Source organism: Colwellia polaris, assembly GCF_002104515.1.
In the GTDB taxonomy this organism is placed as follows: domain Bacteria; phylum Pseudomonadota; class Gammaproteobacteria; order Enterobacterales; family Alteromonadaceae; genus Cognaticolwellia; species Cognaticolwellia polaris.
The window spans coordinates 16979-40879 of record NZ_NBOE01000005.1; the positions used below are offsets into that span (position 1 = coordinate 16979).

Genomic DNA, 23901 nt, shown 5'->3' on the forward strand with positions numbered 1-23901 from the left:
GCTATTTTATTATCTTTATCAAGTTTTAAACAAAAATTCAGAATATTTAGGAAGTTATATGAGTAACAGTAATTCAGCAAAACTTTTTCAGTCATTTTCAACTGGTGGTTTAACATTAAAAAACCGTACCGTAATGGCACCGATGACACGTACATTTTCACCTAATAATGTTCCCTCAAATGATGTAGCTCAATACTACCGTCGTAGAGCAGAAGGTAATGTGGGTTTAATTATTACCGAAGGTACTTTTATCTCACATAAAGCGGCGAATGGTTATGAAAATGTTCCGGCTATTTTTGGTGAAGAAGCATTAGCAGGATGGAAACATGTAGTCGACGAAGTACATGCAGCAGGTGGCAAAATTGCACCACAGCTATGGCATGTAGGTTCGGTTCGTAAAGAAGGCGTAGGGCCAGATAAATCAGTGCCGGGTTATAGCCCGTCTGGTTTATATAAGCCAGGTGCACCAAACGGTGTTGCTATGAGCCAAAGTGACATTGATGAAGTTGTTGCTTCATTTGCCCAAGCCGCTGCTGACTCTAAAGCCATTGGCTTTGACGCCATTGAAATTCATGGCGCGCACGGTTACCTTGTTGATCAATTTTTATGGGAAGGCACCAACCAACGTACTGATGAATATGGTGGTTCTTTAGAAAATCGCGCTCGATTTGCTGTGGAAATTATTGCCGCTATTCGCGCTGCCGTTGGTGAAGACTTCCCCATTATTTTCAGGTTCTCACAATGGAAACAACAAGATTATAACGCCAAACTTTGCCAAACACCGGCTGAATTAGAGCGTTTATTGACGTTACTTAGTGATGCAGGCGTTGACGTATTTCATGCCAGCACTCGTCGTTTTTGGTTGCCTGAATTTGAAGGTTCAGATCTTAATCTTGCGGGTTGGACTAAAAAAATCACCAATAAGCCTGTTATTACTGTTGGCAGTGTAGGGCTTGATAGTGACTTTACAGGTGAAGGCAGTGTTGACCTTGGTGGTACATCAAACCCAACAGGTATTGAAGGTTTACTTACTCGATTAAATAATGATGAATTTGATCTTGTGGCTATTGGTCGAGCGTTATTAGTTGATCCTCAATGGGTTAATAAAATTGAGCAAAACAAAGAAGATGAAATAGCGCCATTTAATAAAGCAGCATTAATGAAATTAAGCTAACCAAACATCAAAGGAGCCAATAATGTTATTGGCTCTTCATTGAAAATAACAACAATAAGGACTTCTCATGGATTTTGAATACAGTGACAAGGTTAAAGATTTAATTCAACGTGTAACAGCATTTATGGACGAGCATGTATACCCTGTTGAACAAAAAATGCATGAGCAAGTCGCCGAAAACCAATGGACTACACCGCCATTAATGGAAGAGTTAAAAGCCAAGGCAAAAGCCCAAGGCTTATGGAATTTATTTTTGCCCGTAAGTTACGGTAAATACAGTGCAGGCTTAACCAACCTAGAATACGCACCACTGGCTGAAATCATGGGTAAAGTTATGTGGGCACCTGAAGTGTTTAACTGTGCGGCACCAGATACCGGAAACATGGAAGTATTAGCTAAATACGGTAACGAAGCACAAAAGAAACAATGGTTAGAGCCGTTACTTGAGGGGAAAATTCGTTCGGCTTTTGCGATGACCGAGCCAGAAGTTGCTTCAAGTGATGCAACCAACATTGAATTACGTATTGAACGTGATGGCGATGAGTATGTTATCAACGGTCGTAAATTCTATATTAGTGGTGCTTGTCGCCAGCAATGCGAAATTATGATCGTCATGGGGAAAACAGATCCCGACAATAGCAATCGCTACATTCAGCAATCTCAAGTTCTTGTTCCAATGAATACACCAGGTGTAACAAAAGTGCGTCCGATGCAAGTGTTTGGTTATAACGATGCACCAGAAGGGCATGCAGAAATCACCTTTGAAAATGTACGTGTACCCGTTGAAAATATTATTGTTGGTGAAGGTAAAGGTTTTGAAATTGCCCAAGGTCGTTTAGGGCCAGGCCGTATTCATCATTGCATGCGTTCAATTGGCGTTGCTCAACGTGCACTTGATCTTATGTGTAGGCGAGTAAACGAGCGTGTGGTATTTGGTCGTCCTATGATCAAGCAACAATCTATTCGTGAAGATATTGCTATCTCTGCTTGTCAAATTGAACAAGCACGACTAATGACTTTAAAAGCCGCTCACAAGATGGACACAGAAGGCAATAAAGCCGCAAAAGATATCATTGCGATGATAAAAATTGTTGCTCCTAATATGTCACTCGATGTGCTCGATCGCGCCATTCAATGTCATGGCGCCGTTGGTGTTAGCCAAGATACTTTCTTAGCGCATGCTTATGCTGGCCAACGTACGTTACGTTTAGCTGATGGTCCAGATCAAGTTCACATGATGCAATTAGGCCGTGACTTAGTTAAAAAAACGGTCGGCTAGCTTTGTCTAGTTTAACAATTAAGTGAGAGCGTAGTTACAAATGGAAGAAATGGATAAAACAACGAAAACAGCAGCTAATGTTCCTTTTGACATGGAAACGTTAGCGCAATACCTAACATTGCATGTAAAGGGTTTTGCTGGGCCACTTACAGTGGAGAAATTCCCTGGTGGCCAATCAAACCCAACGTATAAGTTAACTGCTGCATCAGGTGTTTATGTATTACGCAGTCAACCAGCAGGTAAATTATTAAAGTCTGCGCATGCCGTTGACCGGGAGTATCAAGTACTTGATGCTTTGAAAAATACGGATGTACCTGTGGCACAAGTTTATCATCTGTGCCGCGACACCAGTATTATCGGCACAATGTTTTATCTGATGGAGTTTTGTGATGGCACTGTTTATTGGAGTGCCTCGTTAGCTGAAGTTTCATCAAATAATGAAAGAACACAAATATACGATCAAATGAATAAAGCACTAGTTGCGCTGCATAGTGTTGATATTAACACCACAGGCTTGTCTGAATACGGCAAAGCCGGTAATTATTTTCAACGCCAGTTTACTCGATGGCACTCACAATATCGCGCGACACAATTAACAGAAATTCCTGCAATGGAATCGTTAATGTCATGGCTTGAAAGCCATTTACCTGAAGACGACGGACGTGTTTGCCTTGTTCATGGCGACTTTCGTTTGGACAATATTATGTTCGAACATAACAGTAGCAAAGTGATCGCGGTTTTAGATTGGGAGCTATCTACGCTTGGTCATCCGTTTTCTGATCTCGCTTATCAATGTATGCAACTACGTATGCCCCAAGGCATGGGCACCATAGACGGACTAAAAGGTGTTGACCGTACAAGCATAGGTATTCCGAGTGAAGAAGAATATGTTGCTGCGTATTGTCAACGCATGGGTATTGATCGAATAGAAAACTGGAGCTTTTATCTCGCGTTTAGTTTTTTCAGGCTAGCAGCCATTGTACAAGGCGTGGCAAAACGCGCATCACAAGGCAATGCTTCTAATGAACAAGCGAATAAAGTGGGTGCTTTTGTAGAACCACTAGCACAAATGGCTTTAAGTATTATTGAAGAAGCGGATTAACATGAAAATTTAAGCGATATTTCAGCTGTATTTTAGCTAATTAATCAAATAAGTAATCAAACTATCGAGAAATAAAGGTAGTTACTATAACAACAATAACTGTTCAGACATCATGTGCTGTAAGGAAATAAAATGGATCCATTATTAGATTTTACAGGAAAAGTAGCGGTAATCACGGGCGCTGCACAAGGTTTTGGTAAATTACTGGCAGAAGAGCTAGCCAAACGCGGTGCTAAGTTAGTCATTAGTGATATTAAAGATGACGCGGTACAAGCAGTCGCAAAAGCTATTTCTGCAACAGGCGCAGAAGTCATTGCCTTAGCAAGTGACGTATCTAAAAATGATGACTGTAAAGCTATGGTTGAAACCGCAGTCAAAAATTTTGGTCGTGTTGATATTGGTGTTAATAATGCCGGTGTCGCACATGAGTTTATGCCACTGCACGATATTGATGAATCTATTATGGACAGCCAATTTGCCATTAATGTTAAAGGTGTGCAATTTGGCATGCGCCATCAAATACAACAAATGTTAACACAAGGCGAAGGCGCAATTCTAAATGTGAGTTCTATGGCAGGACTAAATGGAGCAGCTAGAGGCAGTGCTTATGCTATGGCAAAGCACGCTGTAATTGGTTTAACTAAAACCGGTGCGGTTGAGTATGGTCGTAACAACATTCGTATCAATGCTATTTGCCCGTTTTTTACCTTAACACCTATGGTGACTAACTTTGCTGACGAAGTGCAACAACAAAAAATGAGCCGTGGTGCCCCTATGCACCGCTTAGGCGAGCCAAAAGAAATTGTTGCCATGATGCTCATGATGTTATCACCAGCGAATACCTATATGACAGGCCAATGTATCGCGATAGATGGCGGCGTTTCGGCTCAATAGTACTGAATAGTGAGTAATCAATATTTTTATGTAAGATGTTGATTTTAAGTAAGTATGTTAACCATGGTGTGTTATCAATTATGGTTGATATGACTGATAAGTTAAAAGATAAGAAGAGAAAAGTATGACAGCTACATTAATGAATGAACGAGATCTTGAATTTATGCTCTATGAGCTTTTTGATAGTGAGTCATTGATCGAAAGATCCCGTTATCAAGACCATGATCGTCAGACTTTTAATGAAGTCATTAATACTGCTAAGGCGATAGCTGAAAAGCATTTTTTACCTATTCGTCAAAAACTCGATACTCATCAGCCGACCTTTGATGGTAAAAAAGTCACACTTATTCCTGAGCTTAAACCCGCTATTGAAGCCGTTATAGCCTCAGGCATTTCTTCAGCAACCGCAGACTACGAATTAAATGGTATGCAATTGCCTCCTATTGTTGCCAGTGTTGCAAGTACGTATTTAACAGCAGCTGGTGGTGTTGGTTTAGGCTATAACATGCTCACGAATGCCAATGCTAATTTACTAGAAGCCCATGGCAGTGAAGCCCTGATTGAAAAATGGGTCAAGCCAATGCGCTCAGGTCGCTTCATGGGTACTATGGCGATGACAGAGCCAGGTAGTGGCTCAGGCTTGGGTGATTTAATTACAAAAGCCGTGAAAGCTGAAGATGGAACTTACCGTATAAGCGGCAATAAAATTTATATATCGGGTGGCGATCATAATTTAAGTGAAAATATCGTTCATTTAGTTTTGGCGCGAGTTCAAGGTGCACCTAAAGGTGTCAAAGGTATATCACTGTTTGTGGTACCTAAAATTTTAGTCAACGATGACGGTACGTTAGGTGCTGATAATGAAGTAGCACTCGCGGGGTTATTTCATAAAATGGGTGGCCGTGCACAAACGTCAACGGCGTTAAGTTTTGGTGAAAAAGACGGTGCCATAGGTTACTTAGTGGGTGAAGAAAACCAAGGTCTTAAGTACATGTTTCATATGATGAATGAAGCACGCATTATGGTAGGTACAAGTGGGGCGACCTTGGCGGTTGCGGGCTATCAATATGCTGTTGACTACGCAAAAAACCGACCACAAGGGCGGTTACCTTCATGTAAAGATCCTTTATCTCCTATGGTTAATATTATTGAACATGCTGATGTGCGCCGTATGTTACTGGCACAAAAAGCATATGCAGAAGGTGCACTTGCACTTGTCTTGTATGGCACACAATTAAGTGATGACGAAAAAACGGCTCCAAGCCAAGAAGCACGCGAGTATGCGCATACGTTATTAGACTTTCTAACGCCTATCATCAAAACATGGCCATCAGAGTACGGCACAAAAGCTAATGATTTCGCCATTCAAGTACTTGGTGGACATGGCTATATTAATGAACATCCTGTCGAACTGTTTTATCGTGACAACCGCTTAAACGCCATTCATGAAGGAACAACTGGTATTCAATCACTGGATTTACTGACCCGAAAAGTGCCGATGAATAAAATGGCGGGTTACGCTGCCACCTTAAATGAAATTTACAAAACCATCGAGCAAGCCAAACAACACAGTAATTTAACGGAATTTTCAGCACAGCTTGCTGATGCAGTTGAAACCCTGAAAAAAACCACAGATGTTGTATTAACCGCTATGCAAACCAGCCATATCGATTTAGCACTGGCAAATTCAGTTAAATATTTAGAGCTGTTTGGTCACGTTATTGTGGGTTGGTTATGGTTAAAGCAGGGCATAGTAGCCAGTAAAGCGTTAAGCCAGCAGCCACACCAAGCTGACGAAGACTTTTATCACGGGAAACTACAAGCATTACAATATTTCTATCGTTTTGAACTACCAGAAATAGCGCTGTGGTCGAGTATTCTAAGAAAAAGTGATAGCACAACCTATGACATGAAAGTCGCTTGGTTCTAAAGGATCATGACGCACTCTAATGTTCTTTAAGGCTTTAGCTGTTGCAAGTATCAGGCTTTAAGGATTTAAGGGTATTAATTAACATAATTAGTTTTACTAACTGATTTAAAAACAATTTTAGCTAAATAGGGATTTACTATGCCAACAATAATAAAAAAAGACCAAATAGCCGATTACATAGGCTTTCAAGCCGAGCCAACCCCTTGGCACGAAATCACTCAATCACAAATTAATCAATTTGCTGATTGTACGCTCGATCATCAATTTATTCATGTTGATGAAGAAAAGGCTAAAGCTACACCGTTTGGTTCGACCATCGCACACGGGTTTTTGTCGTTGTCTATGTTGTCGCATTTTGCTGAAGACTTCAGCATTATTATCGAAGGCTTTTATATGGGCTTAAATGCTGGCTTCGATAAAGTTAGATTTTTACAACCGGTTAAAGTTAATAGCCGTGTTCGTGCACACGCAAAAACACTGGTTATCGAAGAGAAAAAGCCGGGTCAGTATCGTTTATGTACTGAAGTTACCGTGGAAATAGAAGGTTGTGATACACCAGCGCTTGTTGCCGAGTGGGTATCAGTACAAATGGTTAAATAATTTTAGTTAGCTAGTTTTCATTAGTTAGATTTCATTAGATAGTTTCGATTAGAAAAAGAACATTTTAAGGAAGTATTATGTCAATCAGTTTTGAAGGTAAAGTTGCCATTGTTACTGGCGCTGGTAATGGTTTAGGGCGGTCTCACGCATTAGCGCTTGCTGCGCGTGGTGCAAAAGTTGTCGTTAATGATTTAGGCGGTGCTCGTGATGGTAGTGGCGCTTCGTCAGAAGCTTCTCAAGAAGTGGTACGTTTAATTGAAGAAAACGGCGGTGAAGCAATCAGCCATGGCGCTAATGTCGCCAACTTTGATGAAGTACAAGACATGGTAAACCAAACCATGGAAAAGTGGGGCCGTGTTGATATCCTTATCAATAATGCGGGTATTTTACGCGATAAATCGTTCTCAAAAATGACACTTGATGACTTTAAATTAGTCATGGATGTGCATGTTATGGGCTCTGTAAACTGTACGAAAGCTGTATGGGAAATTATGCGTGAGCAAAATTATGGTCGTATTGTCATGACTACCTCGTCGAGTGGTATGTACGGAAACTTTGGTCAATCGAATTACGGTGCAGCCAAAATGGCCGTATTAGGTTTGATGAATACCTTAGTACTCGAAGGCGCAAAAAATAACATTCGTATTAACGCTCTCGCACCCACTGCTGGTACACGAATGACCGAAGATTTAATGCCACCAGAGATTGTTCGCGCCTTTGCACCAGAGGCTGTTACTGCTGGTATGTTAACACTATGTGATGACGATGCCCCCAATCGTTTTATTTTATGTGCCGGTGCCGGTGGTTATTCTAGTGCGAGTATTTTTGAAACAGAAGGGTGCTTTATTCCACAACATCAGCAAAGCCCTGAAGCTGTTCGAGAGCACTGGGAAGCGCTAACAGATATCTCACAGCACGCAGAATTACCTTCAGGTGCAAAACAAGGTGAAAAGTTTGTTTTAAAGGCAATGGCGTTTATGAAATCACAACAAAAGTAGTTACGCGTTACCAAGTTGTTTTTATTAAACTAATTATTTATCAATAGATTATAAAAAAATCAATAGGAAATCATCATGAGAGAAGCAGTAATTGTATCCGTCGCTCGAACACCCATTGGTAAAGCATATCGTGGGGCATTTAATGATTTATCGGCACCAACTTTGGCGGCAGTTGCAGTAAAAGCCGCTGTTGAACGCGCAGGGATAGACGCCAATGAAATTGAAGATTGTATTTTCGGCGCTGCCTTAACACAAGGCAATCAAGGGATGAACTTTGGACGTCAAGTTGCCATGGCAGCACAGTTACCCGTGTCAGTTGCTGGTATGACAATCGACCGACAATGTTCTTCTGGTTTAATGTCAATCGCTACAGCAGCCAACCATATTGTTTGTGATGGCGCACAAGTAATGGTAGCCGGTGGTTGTGATTCAATCAGTTTAGTGCAGAACGATAAAATGAACATGTACCGTGCTGTTGACCCAAGTGTAAAAGCATATCGTCCAGCGACTTACATGCCAATGCTTGATACCGCAGAAGTTGTCGCAAACCGCTATAACATTTCAAGAGCAGAACAAGACGCCTATGCACTAAAGTCTCAACAACGCACAGCAGCAGCGCAAGCAGCAAATAAGTTTGATGACGAAATTGTACCAGTAACCGCAACGAAACTGGTTATGGATAAAGCTACTGGTGATATAAGTAAAGAAGACGTTACTTTAACGAAAGACGAAGGTAACCGTCCTTCAACAAACCTCGAGGGCTTATCTGCACTTAAAGCCGTAAAAGAAAACGGTTCAATTACTGGCGGTAACGCTTCGCAGTTGTCTGATGGCGCAGCCGCAGTGGTCATGATGGAAGCTGAACTTGCCAAAGAACGTGGTCTTAAACCTTTAGGTGCATACCGAGGTATGGTTGTTGCTGGTTGTGAACCTGATGAAATGGGCATCGGGCCAATCTTCGCCATTCCCAAGTTACTTGAGCGTAATAACCTCACCATGGACGATATTGGTTTATGGGAAATAAACGAAGCCTTTGCAGTACAAGTTTTATACTGTGCAGAAAAACTAGGTATTCCTGAAGATCGCCTTAACGTCAATGGTGGGGCAATATCTATTGGTCATCCTTATGGTATGAGCGGCACGCGTATGGTTATGCATGCCTTAATTGAAGGAAAACGCCGTGGTGTTAAATATGTTGTCATCAGTATGTGTATTGGTGGTGGACAAGGTGCTGCAGGATTATTTGAAGTACTGTAATGATTAGCGCAATATAGAACGGCAAAAAAATAATAACATTGTCGTAATAACAAGTAGTTGGGGGATAAATAAATGGATAAAATTTGGCTTGAAAAGAGTTACCCGTCGGGTGTTGAGTTTGAAATAAACCCAGATAAATATAGTTCAATAGCAGATTTATTTTTTAAATATACGAAACAATATAGTAGTAACACTGCATTCATCAACATGGGTTCAAGTATTACTTACCAAGAGTTATTAGAGCAAGCAACAGCTTTTGCTGCCTATTTACAAAAAGACTTAGGCTTAGTAAAAGGCGATAAGTTTGCCATTATGATCCCAAATCTTTTGCAATATCCAATTGCATTATTTGGTGCGTTAATTTCAGGGTTAACCGTTGTTAATGTTAACCCTTTGTACACTCCGCGAGAATTGCAGCATCAATTAAAAGATTCAGGTGCAAAATCTATTTTGATCTTAGAAAATTTCGCTAATGTACTTGAAACCGTTATAGCTAAAACAGATGTACAGCAAGTTATTATTACCCGTGTTGGCGACCGCTTAAGTGCTGTTAAAGGTGCTATCGTTAATAGCGTCATTAAATATGTAAAAAAACAAGTCCCTTCTTACCATTTGCCTGGCGCGATTAAGTTTAATCAAGCTATGGCTAAAGGCGCAGCATTAAACTTTACACCTGTTAATGTTGTTGGCGAAGATTTAGCTTTTTTACAGTATACCGGTGGTACTACAGGACCTTCGAAAGGTGCAATGTTAACGCACCGAAATTTAATTGCTAACGTTGAGCAATCAAACGCCTCAACAAAAAATGTTTACGAAGTGGGTAATGAAATGATGGTTACCGCATTGCCGCTTTATCATATTTTTGCACTTACCTCGAACTGCCTTTGTTTTATTCCTTTTGGTGGCGCTAATTTATTGATCACCAATCCAAGAGATATGCCTGGTTTTGTTAAAGAATTAGGTAAATATCCTTTTACCGCTATTACCGGTGTAAATACCTTATTCAATGGTTTATTACATACACCTGGCTTCGATAAACTCGATTTTAGTACCTTAAAACTTGGTTTTGGTGGTGGCATGGCCGTGCAACGTCCTGTTGCTGAACTTTGGGAGAAAGTTACCGGTACACGTTTACTCGAAGGTTACGGCTTAACGGAATGTTCTCCATTAGTTACCATGAGCCCGTATACCCAAGAAAGTTACAATGGATCAATTGGTGTGCCTGCTCCATCTACTGATGTTCGTTTAATTGGTGATGACGGTGAAGAAGTCGCAATAGGGCAACCAGGCGAAATGTGGGTAAAAGGGCCACAAGTCATGAAAGGCTACTACAATCGCCAAGATGCCACTGATGAAGTGTTAAAAGATGGTTGGTTAGCTACAGGTGATATTGCTACGGTTGACGAGGAAGGGTTCTTTAGAATTGTTGATCGTAAAAAAGACATGATAATCGTTTCGGGATTTAACGTTTTCCCAAATGAAATCGAAGAAGTGCTTGTTATGCATGCAGGTATACTTGAGGCCGCGGCTATTGGCGTTAAAAACGATGCAACTGGCGAAGCTGTTAAAGTATTTATCGTGAAAAAGGATCCTGACTTAACTGAACAAGATGTATTTGATCACTGCAACGAAATGCTAACAAACTATAAACGACCTAAGTTTGTTGAGTTTATGGTTGAGTTACCTAAAACCAATGTGGGTAAAGTATTGCGCAAAGAGCTTAGAAAGTAGCGCAATAGATTATCGTTAAGTTAATGTTAAGTTAACGATAACTTAACACAACCTTACAGCCACCTTCTTAGCGCTTACTTAGGCTAAGAAGAAACTGAAATATCAAAGAGAAATATAATGACAACTTATACCGCAATTAACTTAATCGCCCGTCCTAGCGGCGGTCCTATTGGTCCTGATCTATTTGAAGTAGTAGAAAAAGAATTACCGCATGTTGGCGAAGGACAATTTTTAGTTAAACAAAATCACATGTCACTCGACCCTGCAATGTTTGGCTGGATGAGCCCTGACACTGAAAGTTATATTCCACCTGTAGCCTTAGGCGATGTTATGCGCAGCTCCGGTATTGGTGAAGTTGTAGAAAGTAATCATCCAGGCTTTCAGGTTGGCGATCGCGTTATGGGTATGATGGGCTGGACTCAATATCATCTTAGTGACGGTACAGGACTAAATAAAGTTGCTGCACCTTTGCCTGACGAAGCTATTTTATCTGTGTTTGCACTACCTGGACTAACTGCAACGCAAGGGCTGTACAGTATAGGTAAACCACAAAAGGGCGAAACGCTTGTTGTTTCAGGTGCTGCGGGCTCAGTAGGTTCAATTGTTGGGCAATTAGCCAAAGCAGATGGTTTAACCGTTATTGGAGTTGTGGGTAGCGAAGAAAAAGCACAGTGGATAGTTGATGAGCTTGGTTTTGACGGCGCAGTTAATTATAAATCTGACAACGTAGCAGAACAATTAGCCGCGCTAACACCAAAAGGTATTGACGTATATTTTGAAAATACAGGCGGACCTATTCAGCATCATGTATTTGATCGTATGAATGCTCATGGTCGTGTCGCCGTTTGTGGTTTAATTGCTGACTATGCTAAACAAACACCTGATTTAGCACCTAACTGGATCCCAATCATCAAAAAGCGTTTAACCATTCAAGGTTTTACTATGCCTGATCATTTTGGTGAAATTCCTGCATTACTCGAAAAACTTACGCCTTATGTAATGCAAGGTAAAATAAAGCATCGTGCTCATGTATTAAACGGCTTGGAATCAGCGATGACAGGCTTAAATTTGTTCTTTACAGGACAAAACAAAGGCAAGTTAATTGTAAAACTTTAACCTGTTATCAAAGCCGTCGGACGTTAAACATTCCGGCGGTAAATTACGCATAAAGTATCTTTGTATCTTGGTAAATTTTGCAACACGTTTTGCAGATTTTAGGTTCAACGATAGCCTTTTTTTCAGTGTTTAGTTATTAGCGACTTTATCGTAATTAAATTGCTTTTTTATAAAATACAGTCATCGGGTTTTCATTTATTTAGTTGGGTAATATTTATGAGCGAAGTAAAAACGCATTATCGAAATTGTAATATCTGTGAAGCCATGTGTGGCTTAGAAATCAAATACCAAGATAAACAAATACTTTCCATTAAAGGGGATAAAGAAGACCCTTTTAGTAAAGGTTACAATTGCCCTAAAGCCACAGCACTGCAAGATTTTTACGAAGACGGCGAACGTTTAAAAACACCAATTAAACGAACCGAAAATGGTTGGCAAGCAATTAGCTGGGAAGACGCTTTTAATGAAATTACTGAAAAATTTAAAGCTATTCAAGGCGAGCACGGCAAGCATGCTTTAGCAGTATACTTAGGTAATCCTAATGCCCATAATTTAGGTAATTCTTTATTTTTAAAGCCGTTTATGAAGTCTCTAGGTACCATAAACCGCTTTAGCTCGGCTTCAACTGATCAAATGCCTCATCATGTTGCCTCAAATTTTATGTTTGGTGCCGGTATGCTTATTCCTGTTCCTGATATCGATCGTACCGATTTTATGTTAATTATTGGCGGAAACCCTGTAGTGTCAAATGGCAGTATGATGACCGCACCCAATGTAATTGGTCGCTTAAAATCCATACAAAAGCGTGGTGGTAAAGTGGTTGTAGTAGACCCTCGTCGCACGCATACCGCTAAAGTTGCCGATCAGCATTTATTTATTCGACCGGAAAAAGATGCATTGTTATTGCTGGCGATGATCCATCGTGTTTTTCAGCAAAAGGCGGTAAATTTAGGCAATTTAAAAGCTAAAGTGCATGATGTAGATACACTTGAAAGCCTAGTGTCAGCTTATTCTCCTAGAGCAGTAGCCGAGTTTATTGGTATTTCTGCAGACGAAATATCAGCATTGGCTGATGAATTTTGTCATGCAAAATCAGCAGTATGTTATAGCCGTATGGGCGCTTCAACGCAAACCTTTGGTGGCTTATGTCAATGGCTTACCAATGCGTTGAATATTATAACCGGTAATTTTGATAGCGAAGGCGGAGCGATGTTCCCACAACCTGCTTTTGATTTATTGAGAAACCATAAACGCGGCCATCAATCTTCGTTTGGCCAACACCATACTCGGGTAAGAAAACTGCCATTTTTTAATGGTGAGTTTCCAGTGGCCACTCTAGCAGAAGAAATTCAAACGCCTGGCGAAGGACAAATAAAAAGCCTAATTACTGTTGCTGGCAATCCGGTGCTTTCTAGTCCCAGTGGCCATAAACTGGCTGAAGCATTTACTGGTCTTGAGTATATGGTGAGTGTTGATATTTATTTAAACGAAACTACCAAATATGCCAATATTATTTTGCCTGGTACTACTGGGGTAGAAAACCCACAATACGATATTTTCTTTAACTCTTTTTCAGTACGTAATACGGTAAAATATTCTCCACCGTTATTTGAGAAAACTGCTGAGCAACGCAGTGACGCTGAAATTTTACAAACCATTTCAGCTCGCATGAGTGACACGCCAATTCCCGCACATTTACAAAACATTGCGCCTGAAGTCATTTTAGATATGGAACTTAAAAAAGGGCCATACGGTGAACAGGGCTTAAGTTTACAAAAGTTGCTTGATAATCCTCATGGCATCGACATTGGGCCATTAATGCCATGCCTTGATGAACGCATAAAAACCGCTGATGGTAAAATTGATTTGGTACCAAAACTCTATAGTGATGATTTACCTCGTCTTGACGCTGTTATGTCAAAGCCTGCTCGAGACAATGACTATCCTTTTGATCTTATCGGCCGTCGTTTAGTTAAAAGCCATAATACTTGGACACAAAATTCAGCCCGTTTAGTTAAAGGCAAAAACCCTTGTACCTTAGAAGTGCATCCTGAAGATGCTCAACAGCTTGGTATTACTAATGGCGCATTACTTAAGATCAGTTCGGTGTCAGGTTCAATAGAGATCACGGCTGTGGTTACTGACGATATTCAAAAAGGTGTTGTCAGCATGCCACAAGGGTGGGGGCATAATCAAAAAGGCACCAAAATGTCGGTTGCTGCCACTCAACCTGGGGTAAGTATTAACGATTTAACGGATACCAACCGTGTTGATACGTTAACAGGTAACGCAGCGCTAAATGGTACGCCTGTTTCACTTCATGTGATTGAAAATAATAATTAAAATAAATTTCATGCAGAAATAAGGTAGGTCCTTAAATGAAGTACTTTTCGCCCTTGTTTTTATTCATTGCTGGCTGGGCTTTATTATTATTATCAGCTAGCTTTGGTGTTATTAGTTTAATCAATGGCTTATTGCAGCTGTTACTCTTTGCTTTAGTTGTGTGTTTACCAACCTGGCGCACCGGACGAATGTCTTATGTCGACATTGGCTGGCCATGGGGGTTAACCCTCATTGGTGTTATTACTTGGCTTTACAGCGATGGAGATTCAGTTCGTGTAGCGCTAGTGAGCATCGCTTACATATTTGCCGGTAGTCGAATGGGTTTAGGCGCATTAAAAATGTGGCGAATTGGCCATTTAAAAACAGAATTTCCGCGATACGAGTATCAAAAGCGTCGTTGGCAACGTGACGGAAAAACTAATACTGCGCTAGCCATGCAAGTTGAGGCCGTTTTACAAGGTTTCGCTAACGCTTCGTTTCTTGCAATGCCAGCGTTGATTATTGCTAGTAACCCAAGTTCAACTATTTCCGTATTCGAAATTATCGGTATAATTGTTTGGTTAGGCGCGTTTGTAATGGAAAGTATTGCCGACAGCCAAAAGTTACGTTTTTTAAGAAAGATGAAAACTTTAGGTGAAAAAAACACCGTGTGTAATGTTGGCTTATGGCGATACTCTCGTCATCCGAATTACTTTGCTGAATGGATGGTTTGGAATGGGCTGGTAATCGCCGCTATTCCTTCATGGTTAGCGTTATACCAGCAAGAATCAACGATTATTTGGTTATTACTTGGCGTAGGTGTATTACTCGCTTCAAGAATGATGTACACCACGTTAGTTTTTTACACCGGCGCGGTGCCTGCCGAGTTTTACTCGGTGCAGAAACGTCCGCAATATAAAGAGTACCAGCGAACAACCAATATATTTTTCCCAGGGCCTAACAAACGCTAATTAACTGATTAATTTTCTATGATGCTTGTAATATATAAGTATCATCTATATAGGTAAAAAAATGTTTAATTCTACAGATAACTACATCGCATCCGACGAACTTCGTTTAGCCGTAAATGCCGCAATAGCACTCGAAAAACCTTTACTTATAAAAGGTGAGCCGGGAACAGGTAAAACACAATTGGCTGAAGAGTTAGCAAAATCGCTTAACTGTAAATTGTATCAATGGCATATAAAATCAACCACCAAAGCGCAACAAGGCTTATACGAATATGATGCGGTATCGCGCTTACGTGATAGCCAATTAGGCGATGAGCGTGTGCACGATATTTCAAATTACATTGTTAAAGGTAAACTTTGGCAAGCGTTTGAAGAAGAACAACGTCCTATTCTATTGATTGATGAAATTGACAAAGCTGATATAGAGTTCCCTAATGATTTATTACAAGAACTCGATAAAATGGAATTCTTTGTTTATGAAACTCAACAAGTTATTAAAGCAAAGCAACGCCCTATCATTATTATTACTTCAAACAACGAAAAAGAATTACCTGACGCATTTTTAAGACGTTGTTTTTTCCATTATATAAAATTTCCAAATAAAGCCGAAATGGAACAAATTATTGCTGTGCATCATCCAAAGGTTAAGCAAGATTTATTAGCACAAACACTCGAAGTATTTTTCGATCTGCGTGAACTGCCTGGCATTAAGAAAAAACCATCTACCTCAGAGCTAATCGACTGGTTGAAGTTACTGGTTGCTGATGATGTTGCACAAGATGTACTGGTGAACAAAAAATCAGACATTATTCCGCTATTTGGTGCCTTGCTTAAAAATGAGCAAGATGTATCTCTACTTGAAAAACTGGCTTTTCTTAATCGTAGAAACAGGTAAGCACTGTGTTTATAGATTTATTTTTAACCCTAAAAAAGCACAAAGTGCCGTGTAGCTTACGTGAACTACTCGATTTAATTGCCGTGTTAAAAAAGGGTGTTGTTTTTGCCAACGTTGAAGACTTTTATCATTTAGCGAAAGTCGTTATGGTCAAAGATGAAATTCATTACGACAAATACGATAGTGCTTTTGCTGAATACTTTGACGGTGTTCAAAAAATCGATATTTTCGATAATCTTGTGCCTGATGAATGGCTTAGAAAAGAGTTTGAAAGCCAATTAAGCCAAGAAGAAAAAGACAAATTAAAAGCACTCGGCGGTTTAGAAGCGTTAATGAAAACCTTAAAGGAACGCCTAGCAGAGCAAGAAAAACGCCATGCTGGCGGTAACAAATGGGTAGGTACTGGTGGCAAATCACCGTTTGGTGCTTATGGCTATAACCCTGAAGGTATACGAGTAGGTCAAGACGGTAATCGCAATAATCGTGCAGTAAAAGTATGGGATAAGCGTGAGTTTAAAAACTTCGATCAAGACCGAGAACTCGGCACACGAAATATTAAACTTGCACTCAAAAAATTACGAAAATTTGCTCGTACCGGTGCCAGTGAAAAGCTTGATATTAACACGACTATTCGCTCGACCGCTCAAAATGGTGGTTTGCTTGATGTGCATATGGAGCCAGAACGCCATAATGCTGTAAAAGTGCTGATGTTTTTCGATATTGGTGGCTCAATGGATGAATATATTCATACTTGTGAAGAATTGTTTTCTGCAGCGCATACCGAATTCAAGCACTTAGAGTTTTATTATTTTCATAATTGTGTTTACGAGAGTTTATGGAAAGATAACACGCGACGTAGAACTAATACCGTTGATTTAGCAGAAGTTATTCGAACTTTCGGCAGTGATTACAAAGTACTGTTTGTTGGCGATGCAACCATGGGGCCTTATGAAATTACCGCCCCTGGTGGTAGTGTTGAACATTGGAATAAAAAGCCTGGTGTTGAATACATGCAGTGTATTACCAATCACTTTAATAAAGTGGCTTGGCTAAACCCACAACCAGAAATCCATTGGGAATATCATCATTCAATTTCAATAATGAAACGTTTAGTTGATGATCGCATGTTTCCATTAACCGTAGATGGCATTGGGCGAGCAATTAAGGAGCTTAGCTAACGTTTAGTATAAATAACCCACAAGTTGGCAACGCATAGTAAACATAACAATAATAAGTAAAGGGCATGTATGGAATATTTAAGAACTGATGATAGCTGTTTTTCAGCACTAGAAGATTACGATTTTTCAGCTAATTATTTAACTGTTGATGACACTGAAGGTGGTCAACTCAGAGTGCATTATGTAGATGAAGGCCCTAAAACGGCAACACCTATATTACTTATGCACGGAGAGCCTACGTGGAGTTATCTGTATCGTAAAATGATCCCTTTGCTTGTTGCCGCAGGTTACCGTGTTATCGCTCCCGATCTTATAGGTTTTGGTCGCTCAGACAAACCCACTAAGCGTTCTGATTACACTTATCAGCGCCATGTAGACTGGATGCGCAGTTTGCTAGAACAACTAGAACTCACAGACATTACACTGTTTTGTCAAGATTGGGGTGGTTTAATCGGTTTGCGCTTAGTCGCTGAAGAAGGACAACGTTTTGCACGTGTGGTTGCAGGAAATACTATGTTACCTACGGGTGAACATGCGCCAGGCGAAGCATTTGTTCAGTGGCAAAAGTATTCCCAAGAGGTGGCTGAATTCCCCACTGGCGCTATAATCAATGGCGGTGCAGTAATGCCATTGTCAGAAAGTACTATTGCCGCCTATAACGCTCCTTATCCAAGCGAAGCATATAAAGAGGGCGCTCGACAGTTTCCGTTATTAGTGCCAACTCGACCGACTGATCCCGCATCGAAAAGTAATAAAGCGGCGTGGCAAATGTTAGCTAAATGGCAAAAACCTTTTTTAACAGCGTTTAGTGATAGCGATCCTATCACCAAAGGCGGTGATAAAATAATGCAAAAACTTATTCCAGGTACGAAAGGGCAAGCACATATCACGATAGAAGCTGCTGGACATTTTTTACAGGAAGATCAACCTGAGCAGCTTGCGCAAGTTATTCAAGCGTTTATAGAATCGACCAGCGCATAATACCAATTGATATAAACAATCGATCATTCTAAAGCGGTTTAAAATTGATCGATTCATTAAATCAATTGGTATAAGAGATACTTTTTATAAATAGTATATAGATACTATATAAATTTCTGATAAAAAAAGAGCACATGTAGTGCTCTTTTTTCTCTACGCTAAATAAAAAACTGACTATAAAGACAAAATCATATTTGCATCAAGTGCAATTGCTTCATCAAGTGCGGCTAAAATATCTTTACGCTCTTTTAATTTAGTACCGTGATGCGCTTTCATATTTAAAGTTTGCATTTGTAGTGCTGCATTTTTGGCTGTTTCTAATAGCAACTCAGGCTCAACAGCAGCATCTAAAAATCCTGCAACAATGGCCGCTTCTGGTGAAAACAACTCAGCATTTATTACCGAACGCGTTAAGTAATTAATGGGTAGGCGATTGCGTGCTATTTCAATGCCGGCTTGGTGCATGGTCATGCCAATAGCCACTTCATTTAAACCTATTTTGAATTTTCCTAAGCTACCAATACGGTAATCACAACTAAGTAATAAAAATGCGCCTTTAGCAATAGCATGGCCTGTACAGGCACCAATAATAGGCATAGGGAACGACAACATACGGCGCGATAACGTTGAACCAGCCGTTACAAGAGCAACAGCAGATTCAGAGCTTTCTTTCATGGTTTTTAAATCAAAGCCACCCGAGAAAATCCCTGGCTGCCCGGTTAAAATAACCACAGCGCTAGCTGCTTCAGCTTGATCTAAAGCGTCGTTAATTTCAGCAATTACCTGATGCGAGATAGCATTAACTTTGCCATTTTTAAGCGTTATTGTTGCAATATTTTCATTAATATCAAAATCGATTAATTCCACAGTTCTTCCTATTTTCAGTGTTTTTATGACGGTATTAAATTAGAAATCACACTTCAACCTACAATAAAGCTAATTGAGTGATCTTTGTGTATTAATAACCTAGTTGTTGTATTTTTCGCTAAGAATACAAAATTTAAAAATAACCACACCATAGTAACAAAGGTAGTGAAACAATCATCAAAAATTAAGACAATTCATAAATTATTTTTCTATTTCGCGACAGTTAGACCACTTTTTGCATTATATCTCTGCAATATAGTAATAATTAGCCGATTTTATCAACAATTAAGTTATATAAGTTGCCATTACAAATTAAGTTTTTTAACAAAAATTAAACTTTTTACTAAAAAATAATATGGATCGCTTTTTTTTTTGAAAACACTAACTACTATTACTTATGTAAGTGTCTGCATTATCGATATATTTATTAAAAAATCATCAGTTGTTTAATTTTAATATCATTAATAAATTTCACAGCAAAGTTATATAAGCTAACAAGAAAAAATTTACTTTACTGGATAAGTTTATATTTTATGAATAGAGAGAAGTAACTAATGAAGCCTGCGAAAATCACCAATCAACCCGATATTGTTATGATTTATCAAGAGCGAGAGACTGTTGAGGCTGCTATTGAACAAATAACAGAGTTGGGTTTAGATTTTAAAACTTACAAGTTTAACCCCAGTAAGTTACATAGCCTAACGGCATTAAAGCCTAAAGTTTTATTACTTTCTTCTAATAACATTAAAAACACAATTGAATTCTATATCAATTATTTAGAAGAGTATGAGCAAAATATTGCTGCTCATAGTGCTATTTTGTTGATTAACAATCGTGAAACCTACCGAGCATATTTAGCTTGTGAAAATGGTTTATTTGATGACTATGCGATTATTAACCCATTAAATGAACCCTATCGCTTAAAGTTAGTGCTACTAAAAGAGCTAAAGCTGATAGAAGAAAATACAAAAGATGGATTAGACCAACTTGTTAATAACGGTGAAGACGAACTTGCATCTTGTATTGAACATGGCATAGCACTTAAAAAAACATTTATTGCAGGTGTTAGCCAATGCGAAAATACTATTCTTAATGCGACTAATACGGCTGTTGAAAATCAAAAAGCTAAGGCTATTTTACAAAATTTAGTGGGCTTATCTTTAGAGCAAATGAACGATAAAGTTTCAACTCAAATAGAGGGGATTTTAGATCAGCTTCTGGCATTAAAAGACAATAATGAAGCCGTTAAAGAAAAACTGATACAAAGTGCAACTCAAGATAAAATAGGCGTTAATACTGCGCTGTTAAATGTTGATGAACAAGATATAGAGCACTTGCAAACTACATGTTACAAGATTCTTGTTGCTGAACCTTCGGATATGTTTACTCGGGTAATAGATAAAATATTTTCAGACACCTTTTTTAAACATGTATTGGTTAATGACGGTAAAGTAGCCCTTGATACAATACATAGCTTTCAACCCGACGTTGTACTATTAGCCTATGATTTACCGACATTAAATGGCATTGAAATTACAAAAATTATTCGTGATAAAGGAAACCAAGTCCCGATTATTGCTTACACACAACATCGTGATAGAGAAGCGATAAAACGTTGGTTTCCACTCGGCTTAAGTGGTTACTTAATTAAACCTTCTAAGAAAAGTGCTATTTTAAAAAGTATTCTTAAGGCCATAAAGTTACCCAATGAAGTACTTGAATATCATGAAAAAGATAAAACCAAACTCTTTAAATGGTCGCCTAAATATCTATTAGGTAATAAAGATATTGATGAAAAACATGAGATTATTTTTACCATGTTAAATGACTTTTATCATAAAGAAAACAAACAGTCTGCCATTATGCTTGCGCAACATTTATCTTCATACATAGATTTACAATTGTCATCAGAAGAGAGTTTACTTAGGCAAATAAACTATCCCGATACAGAAAATCATGTAAAAGAACACCAAGAATTTAGAGAAAACTTTAAATCGTTAATCAAGAAGCTAGAACATTATAACGTTGATTTACAACATAAAATAGCTATGTATATTTTCAACTGGCTCAGTAATCATATATTAAAGTCAGATATATCTATTAAAGACTATGCATTGTCTATTGAAGATGAGAGCTTTAGTTGATTTACAACAAATGAAGTAACGTAGACTACTAACGGGTGTAAATGTTGGTTATTTTTTTATAGGCCATACTTTGGCTAACTTTGACTAACTCTGATTAATTATCGCTATGATCTCTAGTCATAATAATTCTAAGTGTTCAGGCACTTAATTAAGCATAATTGTTAGAATGTGTTTTATAACTTTTATTTATAATTTTATTTATGACTAAATGATAGGTTCGACATTATTACCTAACTAATGTTGAACCTATCAGTATTTTTATGACATTTTAGCTCGTTAGACTTTAGCTTGTGTAGTTTGAGTTGCCAGCAAGTTAACTCTTGCACGCAAAAACCTCACCAATACACCTGCGGTAAACAACATTACCAAAGTATATATAGCAGGTGTAAATGACATTTTATAATTCGCTAATAATGTTAACGCCATAAACATTGATAAGGTACTGTTTTGTAAGCCTACTTCAATAGTAACCGAGGTGGTTTGTGCGGCATTTAAGCCAAACCAGCGGCTTGAATAATAGCCTAGCGCCATTGTTGAAATATTTAAAATCAGAGACACAGGACCTGTAGCGATAAAAGCGGATACAACAATATCTTGTTGGACATAAGTTAAAAATATTATCAATAAAGTTAAAAACAAAATACCAAACCTAGAAACCAACACTTGGCTGCTGTCAGCAAATCGAGGAGCAAAAGCCTTAATAAGCATACCTATAGCAATAGGAATAATAGTTAAGCTCATTAAGCTGATAATTGTCGGTATTAGCGGTAATTGAAATGCATTACCTTCGCCCATAAAATGCACAAGTGATAAATTTAACACGATAGGAATAGTAAATACGGTAATTAAGCTTGCCACCGCCGTCATGGTAACTGAAAGGGCAACATCGCCTTTTGCGATATGTGAAAACATGTTTGACGTTGTACCGCCAGGGCAAAGCACTAACAACATAACACCAACCGCATATTCCGGCTCTAACGGCATAACATTAGCAAGCGTAAAGCCAATAATAGGCAGTAATATTAGTTGATTGAGCAAACCAATCGACACAGCTTTAGGGTATTTTACGATACGTTTAAAATCATTCGGTACCAGCGATAACCCCATACCCATCATAATCAAAAATATACATACTGGAACCACTTGTGTATTTACAAATGTAACTAATTCTGTGCCTTGCATATTCATCTCCATTAGAGGCTATTGAACGTTCTTGTTTAAATTTATTTTAATAACTGCGTTAAACTAATCTTGGTTTAACGTTAACTGGCTTAACTCGCTAAACGAATAACGACACAGTTACTTGGTATAAATTGCTTTGGCTTGCATTCTTCTCGCTATACTTACTTTCCTATAAATTCAAAATAACGTACTTTTTACTATTTTTTGGTTCAACACCCATACCGCGACGGTGTTTGAGCATGTCTCTAGCTATATTTATTAAGCTTTCATTTACCTTTATCTTAATTTTTTTTAGCTTTACGCCGTTATCTAAGTAAATTTCTAACAGCAATTATTAAGAGACAACTTAAGTGTTTATAAAGTTTTCAATCGCAATATTTATCTGGGCAGACTTTTCATGCATTAACCAGTGACTCGCATCTTTGAAGCGTTCAATCGTGCAGTTGGGCACATATTGCTCAAGGTTATTTAAATTCTCCACAACAAAGGCTTCGTCTTGTTCTCCCCATAATATTAAGGTTGGAACATTGACTCGAATATTAGGTATTTTCATTTCACTAACGTGCTTTACTTGCTGGTTTGCCTTCTCATCGCTTTTAGCAGCAAGTTGCGGCATCGCACGATAGTACTGAAGCATGCCATTAATAACCCCCGTTTGCTGCCAAGCAGCAATATAGTTAGCTTTAGTGTCAGCATTCAATACGGCAGAACCGTCAGCAAAAAGCATTTTCTCACATAAGTATTGGTAATTATTTGCTTGCAATAAATCTTCCGCATTAAGGTCAATTAATTGGTGAATGTAGTCACTTTTATTACGTTGTAATGGGTTGTTGATCATTTCACGAGTGAAAGTACTTGGGTGCGCTGCATTTAAAATAACTAGCTTATCAATATACTGGGAATAAAATGCTGCTAATGGCCATGCAATAGCGCCACCCCAATCATGCGCCACTAATAATACTTTTTGGTTTTGACTTACCGCAGCGATAAATTTACTGAAAAAGTTAATTAAATTTGGCACCTGATAAAAACTAATATCATCGGGCTTGTCGCTTAAATTATAACCGGGTAGATCGGGGGCAATGACACGATAATTATCTGAGAAATAGCTCAGTTGATGTTGCCAGGCCTGCCAGTACTCAGGAAAACCATGAAGAAAAACCAATGTGGGCTTGTTGTTGGAATTGTTTTTTTTATTTAAATCTGGTTCGGCGCTAACATAATGTATGTTAACACCTTCAATATCTATATAGTGGCTAGTAAGCGACATAGCTGGCATC

19 protein-coding genes are annotated in these 23901 nt (G+C 38.8%); 16 read left to right on the forward strand and 3 right to left on the reverse strand.

All coding sequences use genetic code 11. The features are described 5' to 3' along the window. Positions 1-58: 58 nt before the first annotated feature. From B6A32_RS09760 to B6A32_RS09830, 15 genes are all read left to right on the forward strand, one after another. Positions 59-1174, forward strand: a complete 1116-nt coding sequence (locus B6A32_RS09760) for an NADH:flavin oxidoreductase (protein WP_085303451.1) — start codon at positions 59-61, stop codon at positions 1172-1174. A gap of 67 nt (positions 1175-1241) precedes the next feature. Further along, on the forward strand, positions 1242-2453 hold the full coding sequence (locus tag B6A32_RS09765; RefSeq protein WP_085303453.1) for an acyl-CoA dehydrogenase family protein: 1212 nt from the start codon (positions 1242-1244) through the stop codon (positions 2451-2453). 49 nt (positions 2454-2502) lie between these two features. Beyond that, a complete protein-coding gene (locus tag B6A32_RS09770) occupies positions 2503-3555 on the forward strand; it encodes a phosphotransferase family protein (protein WP_408607669.1) in 1053 nt (350 codons plus the stop codon). A gap of 132 nt (positions 3556-3687) precedes the next feature. Then, positions 3688-4449, forward strand: coding sequence for an SDR family NAD(P)-dependent oxidoreductase (locus B6A32_RS09775; RefSeq protein WP_085303457.1), 762 nt, complete (start codon positions 3688-3690; stop codon positions 4447-4449). A gap of 124 nt (positions 4450-4573) precedes the next feature. Next, positions 4574-6379 carry an acyl-CoA dehydrogenase gene (locus tag B6A32_RS09780; protein WP_085303459.1) on the forward strand — a complete coding sequence of 602 codons (1806 nt, stop codon included), beginning with the start codon at positions 4574-4576 and terminating at the stop codon, positions 6377-6379. Between the two features lie 138 nt (positions 6380-6517). Continuing rightward, positions 6518-6979 (forward strand): MaoC family dehydratase, encoded by a 462-nt coding sequence (locus B6A32_RS09785; RefSeq protein ID WP_085303461.1) that lies wholly within the window; start codon positions 6518-6520, stop codon positions 6977-6979. 77 nt (positions 6980-7056) lie between these two features. Beyond that, positions 7057-7977, forward strand: a complete 921-nt coding sequence (locus B6A32_RS09790) for an SDR family NAD(P)-dependent oxidoreductase (protein ID WP_085303463.1) — start codon at positions 7057-7059, stop codon at positions 7975-7977. A gap of 75 nt (positions 7978-8052) precedes the next feature. Next, positions 8053-9234 carry an acetyl-CoA C-acyltransferase gene (locus B6A32_RS09795; protein WP_085303464.1) on the forward strand — a complete coding sequence of 394 codons (1182 nt, stop codon included), beginning with the start codon at positions 8053-8055 and terminating at the stop codon, positions 9232-9234. Positions 9235-9306: 72 nt separating this feature from the next. Beyond that, a complete protein-coding gene (locus B6A32_RS09800) occupies positions 9307-10965 on the forward strand; it encodes an AMP-binding protein (protein WP_085303465.1) in 1659 nt (552 codons plus the stop codon). A gap of 117 nt (positions 10966-11082) precedes the next feature. Next, positions 11083-12081: an NADP-dependent oxidoreductase gene (locus tag B6A32_RS09805; RefSeq protein WP_085303466.1), complete on the forward strand. Its 999-nt coding sequence runs from the start codon at positions 11083-11085 to the stop codon at positions 12079-12081. 216 nt (positions 12082-12297) lie between these two features. After that, the gene (locus B6A32_RS09810; protein ID WP_085303467.1) at positions 12298-14424 is read left to right on the forward strand and encodes a molybdopterin oxidoreductase family protein; all 2127 of its coding nucleotides are present in this window, start codon (positions 12298-12300) and stop codon (positions 14422-14424) included. 35 nt (positions 14425-14459) lie between these two features. Then, the gene (locus B6A32_RS09815) at positions 14460-15374 is read left to right on the forward strand and encodes a DUF1295 domain-containing protein (protein WP_085303468.1); all 915 of its coding nucleotides are present in this window, start codon (positions 14460-14462) and stop codon (positions 15372-15374) included. Between the two features lie 61 nt (positions 15375-15435). Further along, on the forward strand, positions 15436-16269 hold the full coding sequence (locus B6A32_RS09820) for an AAA family ATPase (protein WP_085303469.1): 834 nt from the start codon (positions 15436-15438) through the stop codon (positions 16267-16269). A gap of 5 nt (positions 16270-16274) precedes the next feature. Continuing rightward, on the forward strand, positions 16275-17447 hold the full coding sequence (locus B6A32_RS09825) for a vWA domain-containing protein (RefSeq protein ID WP_085303470.1): 1173 nt from the start codon (positions 16275-16277) through the stop codon (positions 17445-17447). 69 nt (positions 17448-17516) lie between these two features. After that, positions 17517-18428 carry a haloalkane dehalogenase gene (locus B6A32_RS09830; protein ID WP_085303471.1) on the forward strand — a complete coding sequence of 304 codons (912 nt, stop codon included), beginning with the start codon at positions 17517-17519 and terminating at the stop codon, positions 18426-18428. A 174-nt stretch (positions 18429-18602) separates the two neighbouring features. Here the strand turns inward: B6A32_RS09830 and B6A32_RS09835 are convergent, their stop codons facing one another. Further along, entirely contained in the window at positions 18603-19295 is a 693-nt protein-coding gene (locus B6A32_RS09835) for a crotonase/enoyl-CoA hydratase family protein (RefSeq protein ID WP_085303473.1), read from the reverse strand. A gap of 554 nt (positions 19296-19849) precedes the next feature. Here B6A32_RS09835 and B6A32_RS09840 point away from each other — a divergent pair. Next, on the forward strand, positions 19850-21439 hold the full coding sequence (locus B6A32_RS09840) for a hemerythrin domain-containing protein (protein ID WP_085303474.1): 1590 nt from the start codon (positions 19850-19852) through the stop codon (positions 21437-21439). Between the two features lie 276 nt (positions 21440-21715). Here B6A32_RS09840 and B6A32_RS09845 read toward each other — a convergent pair whose 3' ends face one another. Continuing rightward, the gene (locus tag B6A32_RS09845; protein WP_085303475.1) at positions 21716-22621 is read right to left on the reverse strand and encodes a bile acid:sodium symporter family protein; all 906 of its coding nucleotides are present in this window, start codon (positions 22619-22621) and stop codon (positions 21716-21718) included. 346 nt (positions 22622-22967) lie between these two features. After that, positions 22968-23900 carry an alpha/beta fold hydrolase gene (locus tag B6A32_RS09850; RefSeq protein ID WP_332888766.1) on the reverse strand — a complete coding sequence of 311 codons (933 nt, stop codon included), beginning with the start codon at positions 23898-23900 and terminating at the stop codon, positions 22968-22970. Between the last annotated feature and the right edge of the window lies 1 nt (position 23901).

Coding starts and splice junctions, on each gene's coding strand:
- B6A32_RS09760 (WP_085303451.1), top strand. CDS start 59: ATGAGTAACAGTAATTCAGCAAAACTTTTTCAGTCATTTTCAACTGGT.
- B6A32_RS09765 (WP_085303453.1), top strand. CDS start 1,242: ATGGATTTTGAATACAGTGACAAGGTTAAAGATTTAATTCAACGTGTA.
- B6A32_RS09770 (WP_408607669.1), top strand. CDS start 2,503: ATGGATAAAACAACGAAAACAGCAGCTAATGTTCCTTTTGACATGGAA.
- B6A32_RS09775 (WP_085303457.1), top strand. CDS start 3,688: ATGGATCCATTATTAGATTTTACAGGAAAAGTAGCGGTAATCACGGGC.
- B6A32_RS09780 (WP_085303459.1), top strand. CDS start 4,574: ATGACAGCTACATTAATGAATGAACGAGATCTTGAATTTATGCTCTAT.
- B6A32_RS09785 (WP_085303461.1), top strand. CDS start 6,518: ATGCCAACAATAATAAAAAAAGACCAAATAGCCGATTACATAGGCTTT.
- B6A32_RS09790 (WP_085303463.1), top strand. CDS start 7,057: ATGTCAATCAGTTTTGAAGGTAAAGTTGCCATTGTTACTGGCGCTGGT.
- B6A32_RS09795 (WP_085303464.1), top strand. CDS start 8,053: ATGAGAGAAGCAGTAATTGTATCCGTCGCTCGAACACCCATTGGTAAA.
- B6A32_RS09800 (WP_085303465.1), top strand. CDS start 9,307: ATGGATAAAATTTGGCTTGAAAAGAGTTACCCGTCGGGTGTTGAGTTT.
- B6A32_RS09805 (WP_085303466.1), top strand. CDS start 11,083: ATGACAACTTATACCGCAATTAACTTAATCGCCCGTCCTAGCGGCGGT.
- B6A32_RS09810 (WP_085303467.1), top strand. CDS start 12,298: ATGAGCGAAGTAAAAACGCATTATCGAAATTGTAATATCTGTGAAGCC.
- B6A32_RS09815 (WP_085303468.1), top strand. CDS start 14,460: ATGAAGTACTTTTCGCCCTTGTTTTTATTCATTGCTGGCTGGGCTTTA.
- B6A32_RS09820 (WP_085303469.1), top strand. CDS start 15,436: ATGTTTAATTCTACAGATAACTACATCGCATCCGACGAACTTCGTTTA.
- B6A32_RS09830 (WP_085303471.1), top strand. CDS start 17,517: ATGGAATATTTAAGAACTGATGATAGCTGTTTTTCAGCACTAGAAGAT.
- B6A32_RS09840 (WP_085303474.1), top strand. CDS start 19,850: ATGAAGCCTGCGAAAATCACCAATCAACCCGATATTGTTATGATTTAT.
- B6A32_RS09845 (WP_085303475.1), bottom strand. CDS start 22,621: ATGCAAGGCACAGAATTAGTTACATTTGTAAATACACAAGTGGTTCCA.
- B6A32_RS09850 (WP_332888766.1), bottom strand. CDS start 23,900: ATGCCAGCTATGTCGCTTACTAGCCACTATATAGATATTGAAGGTGTT.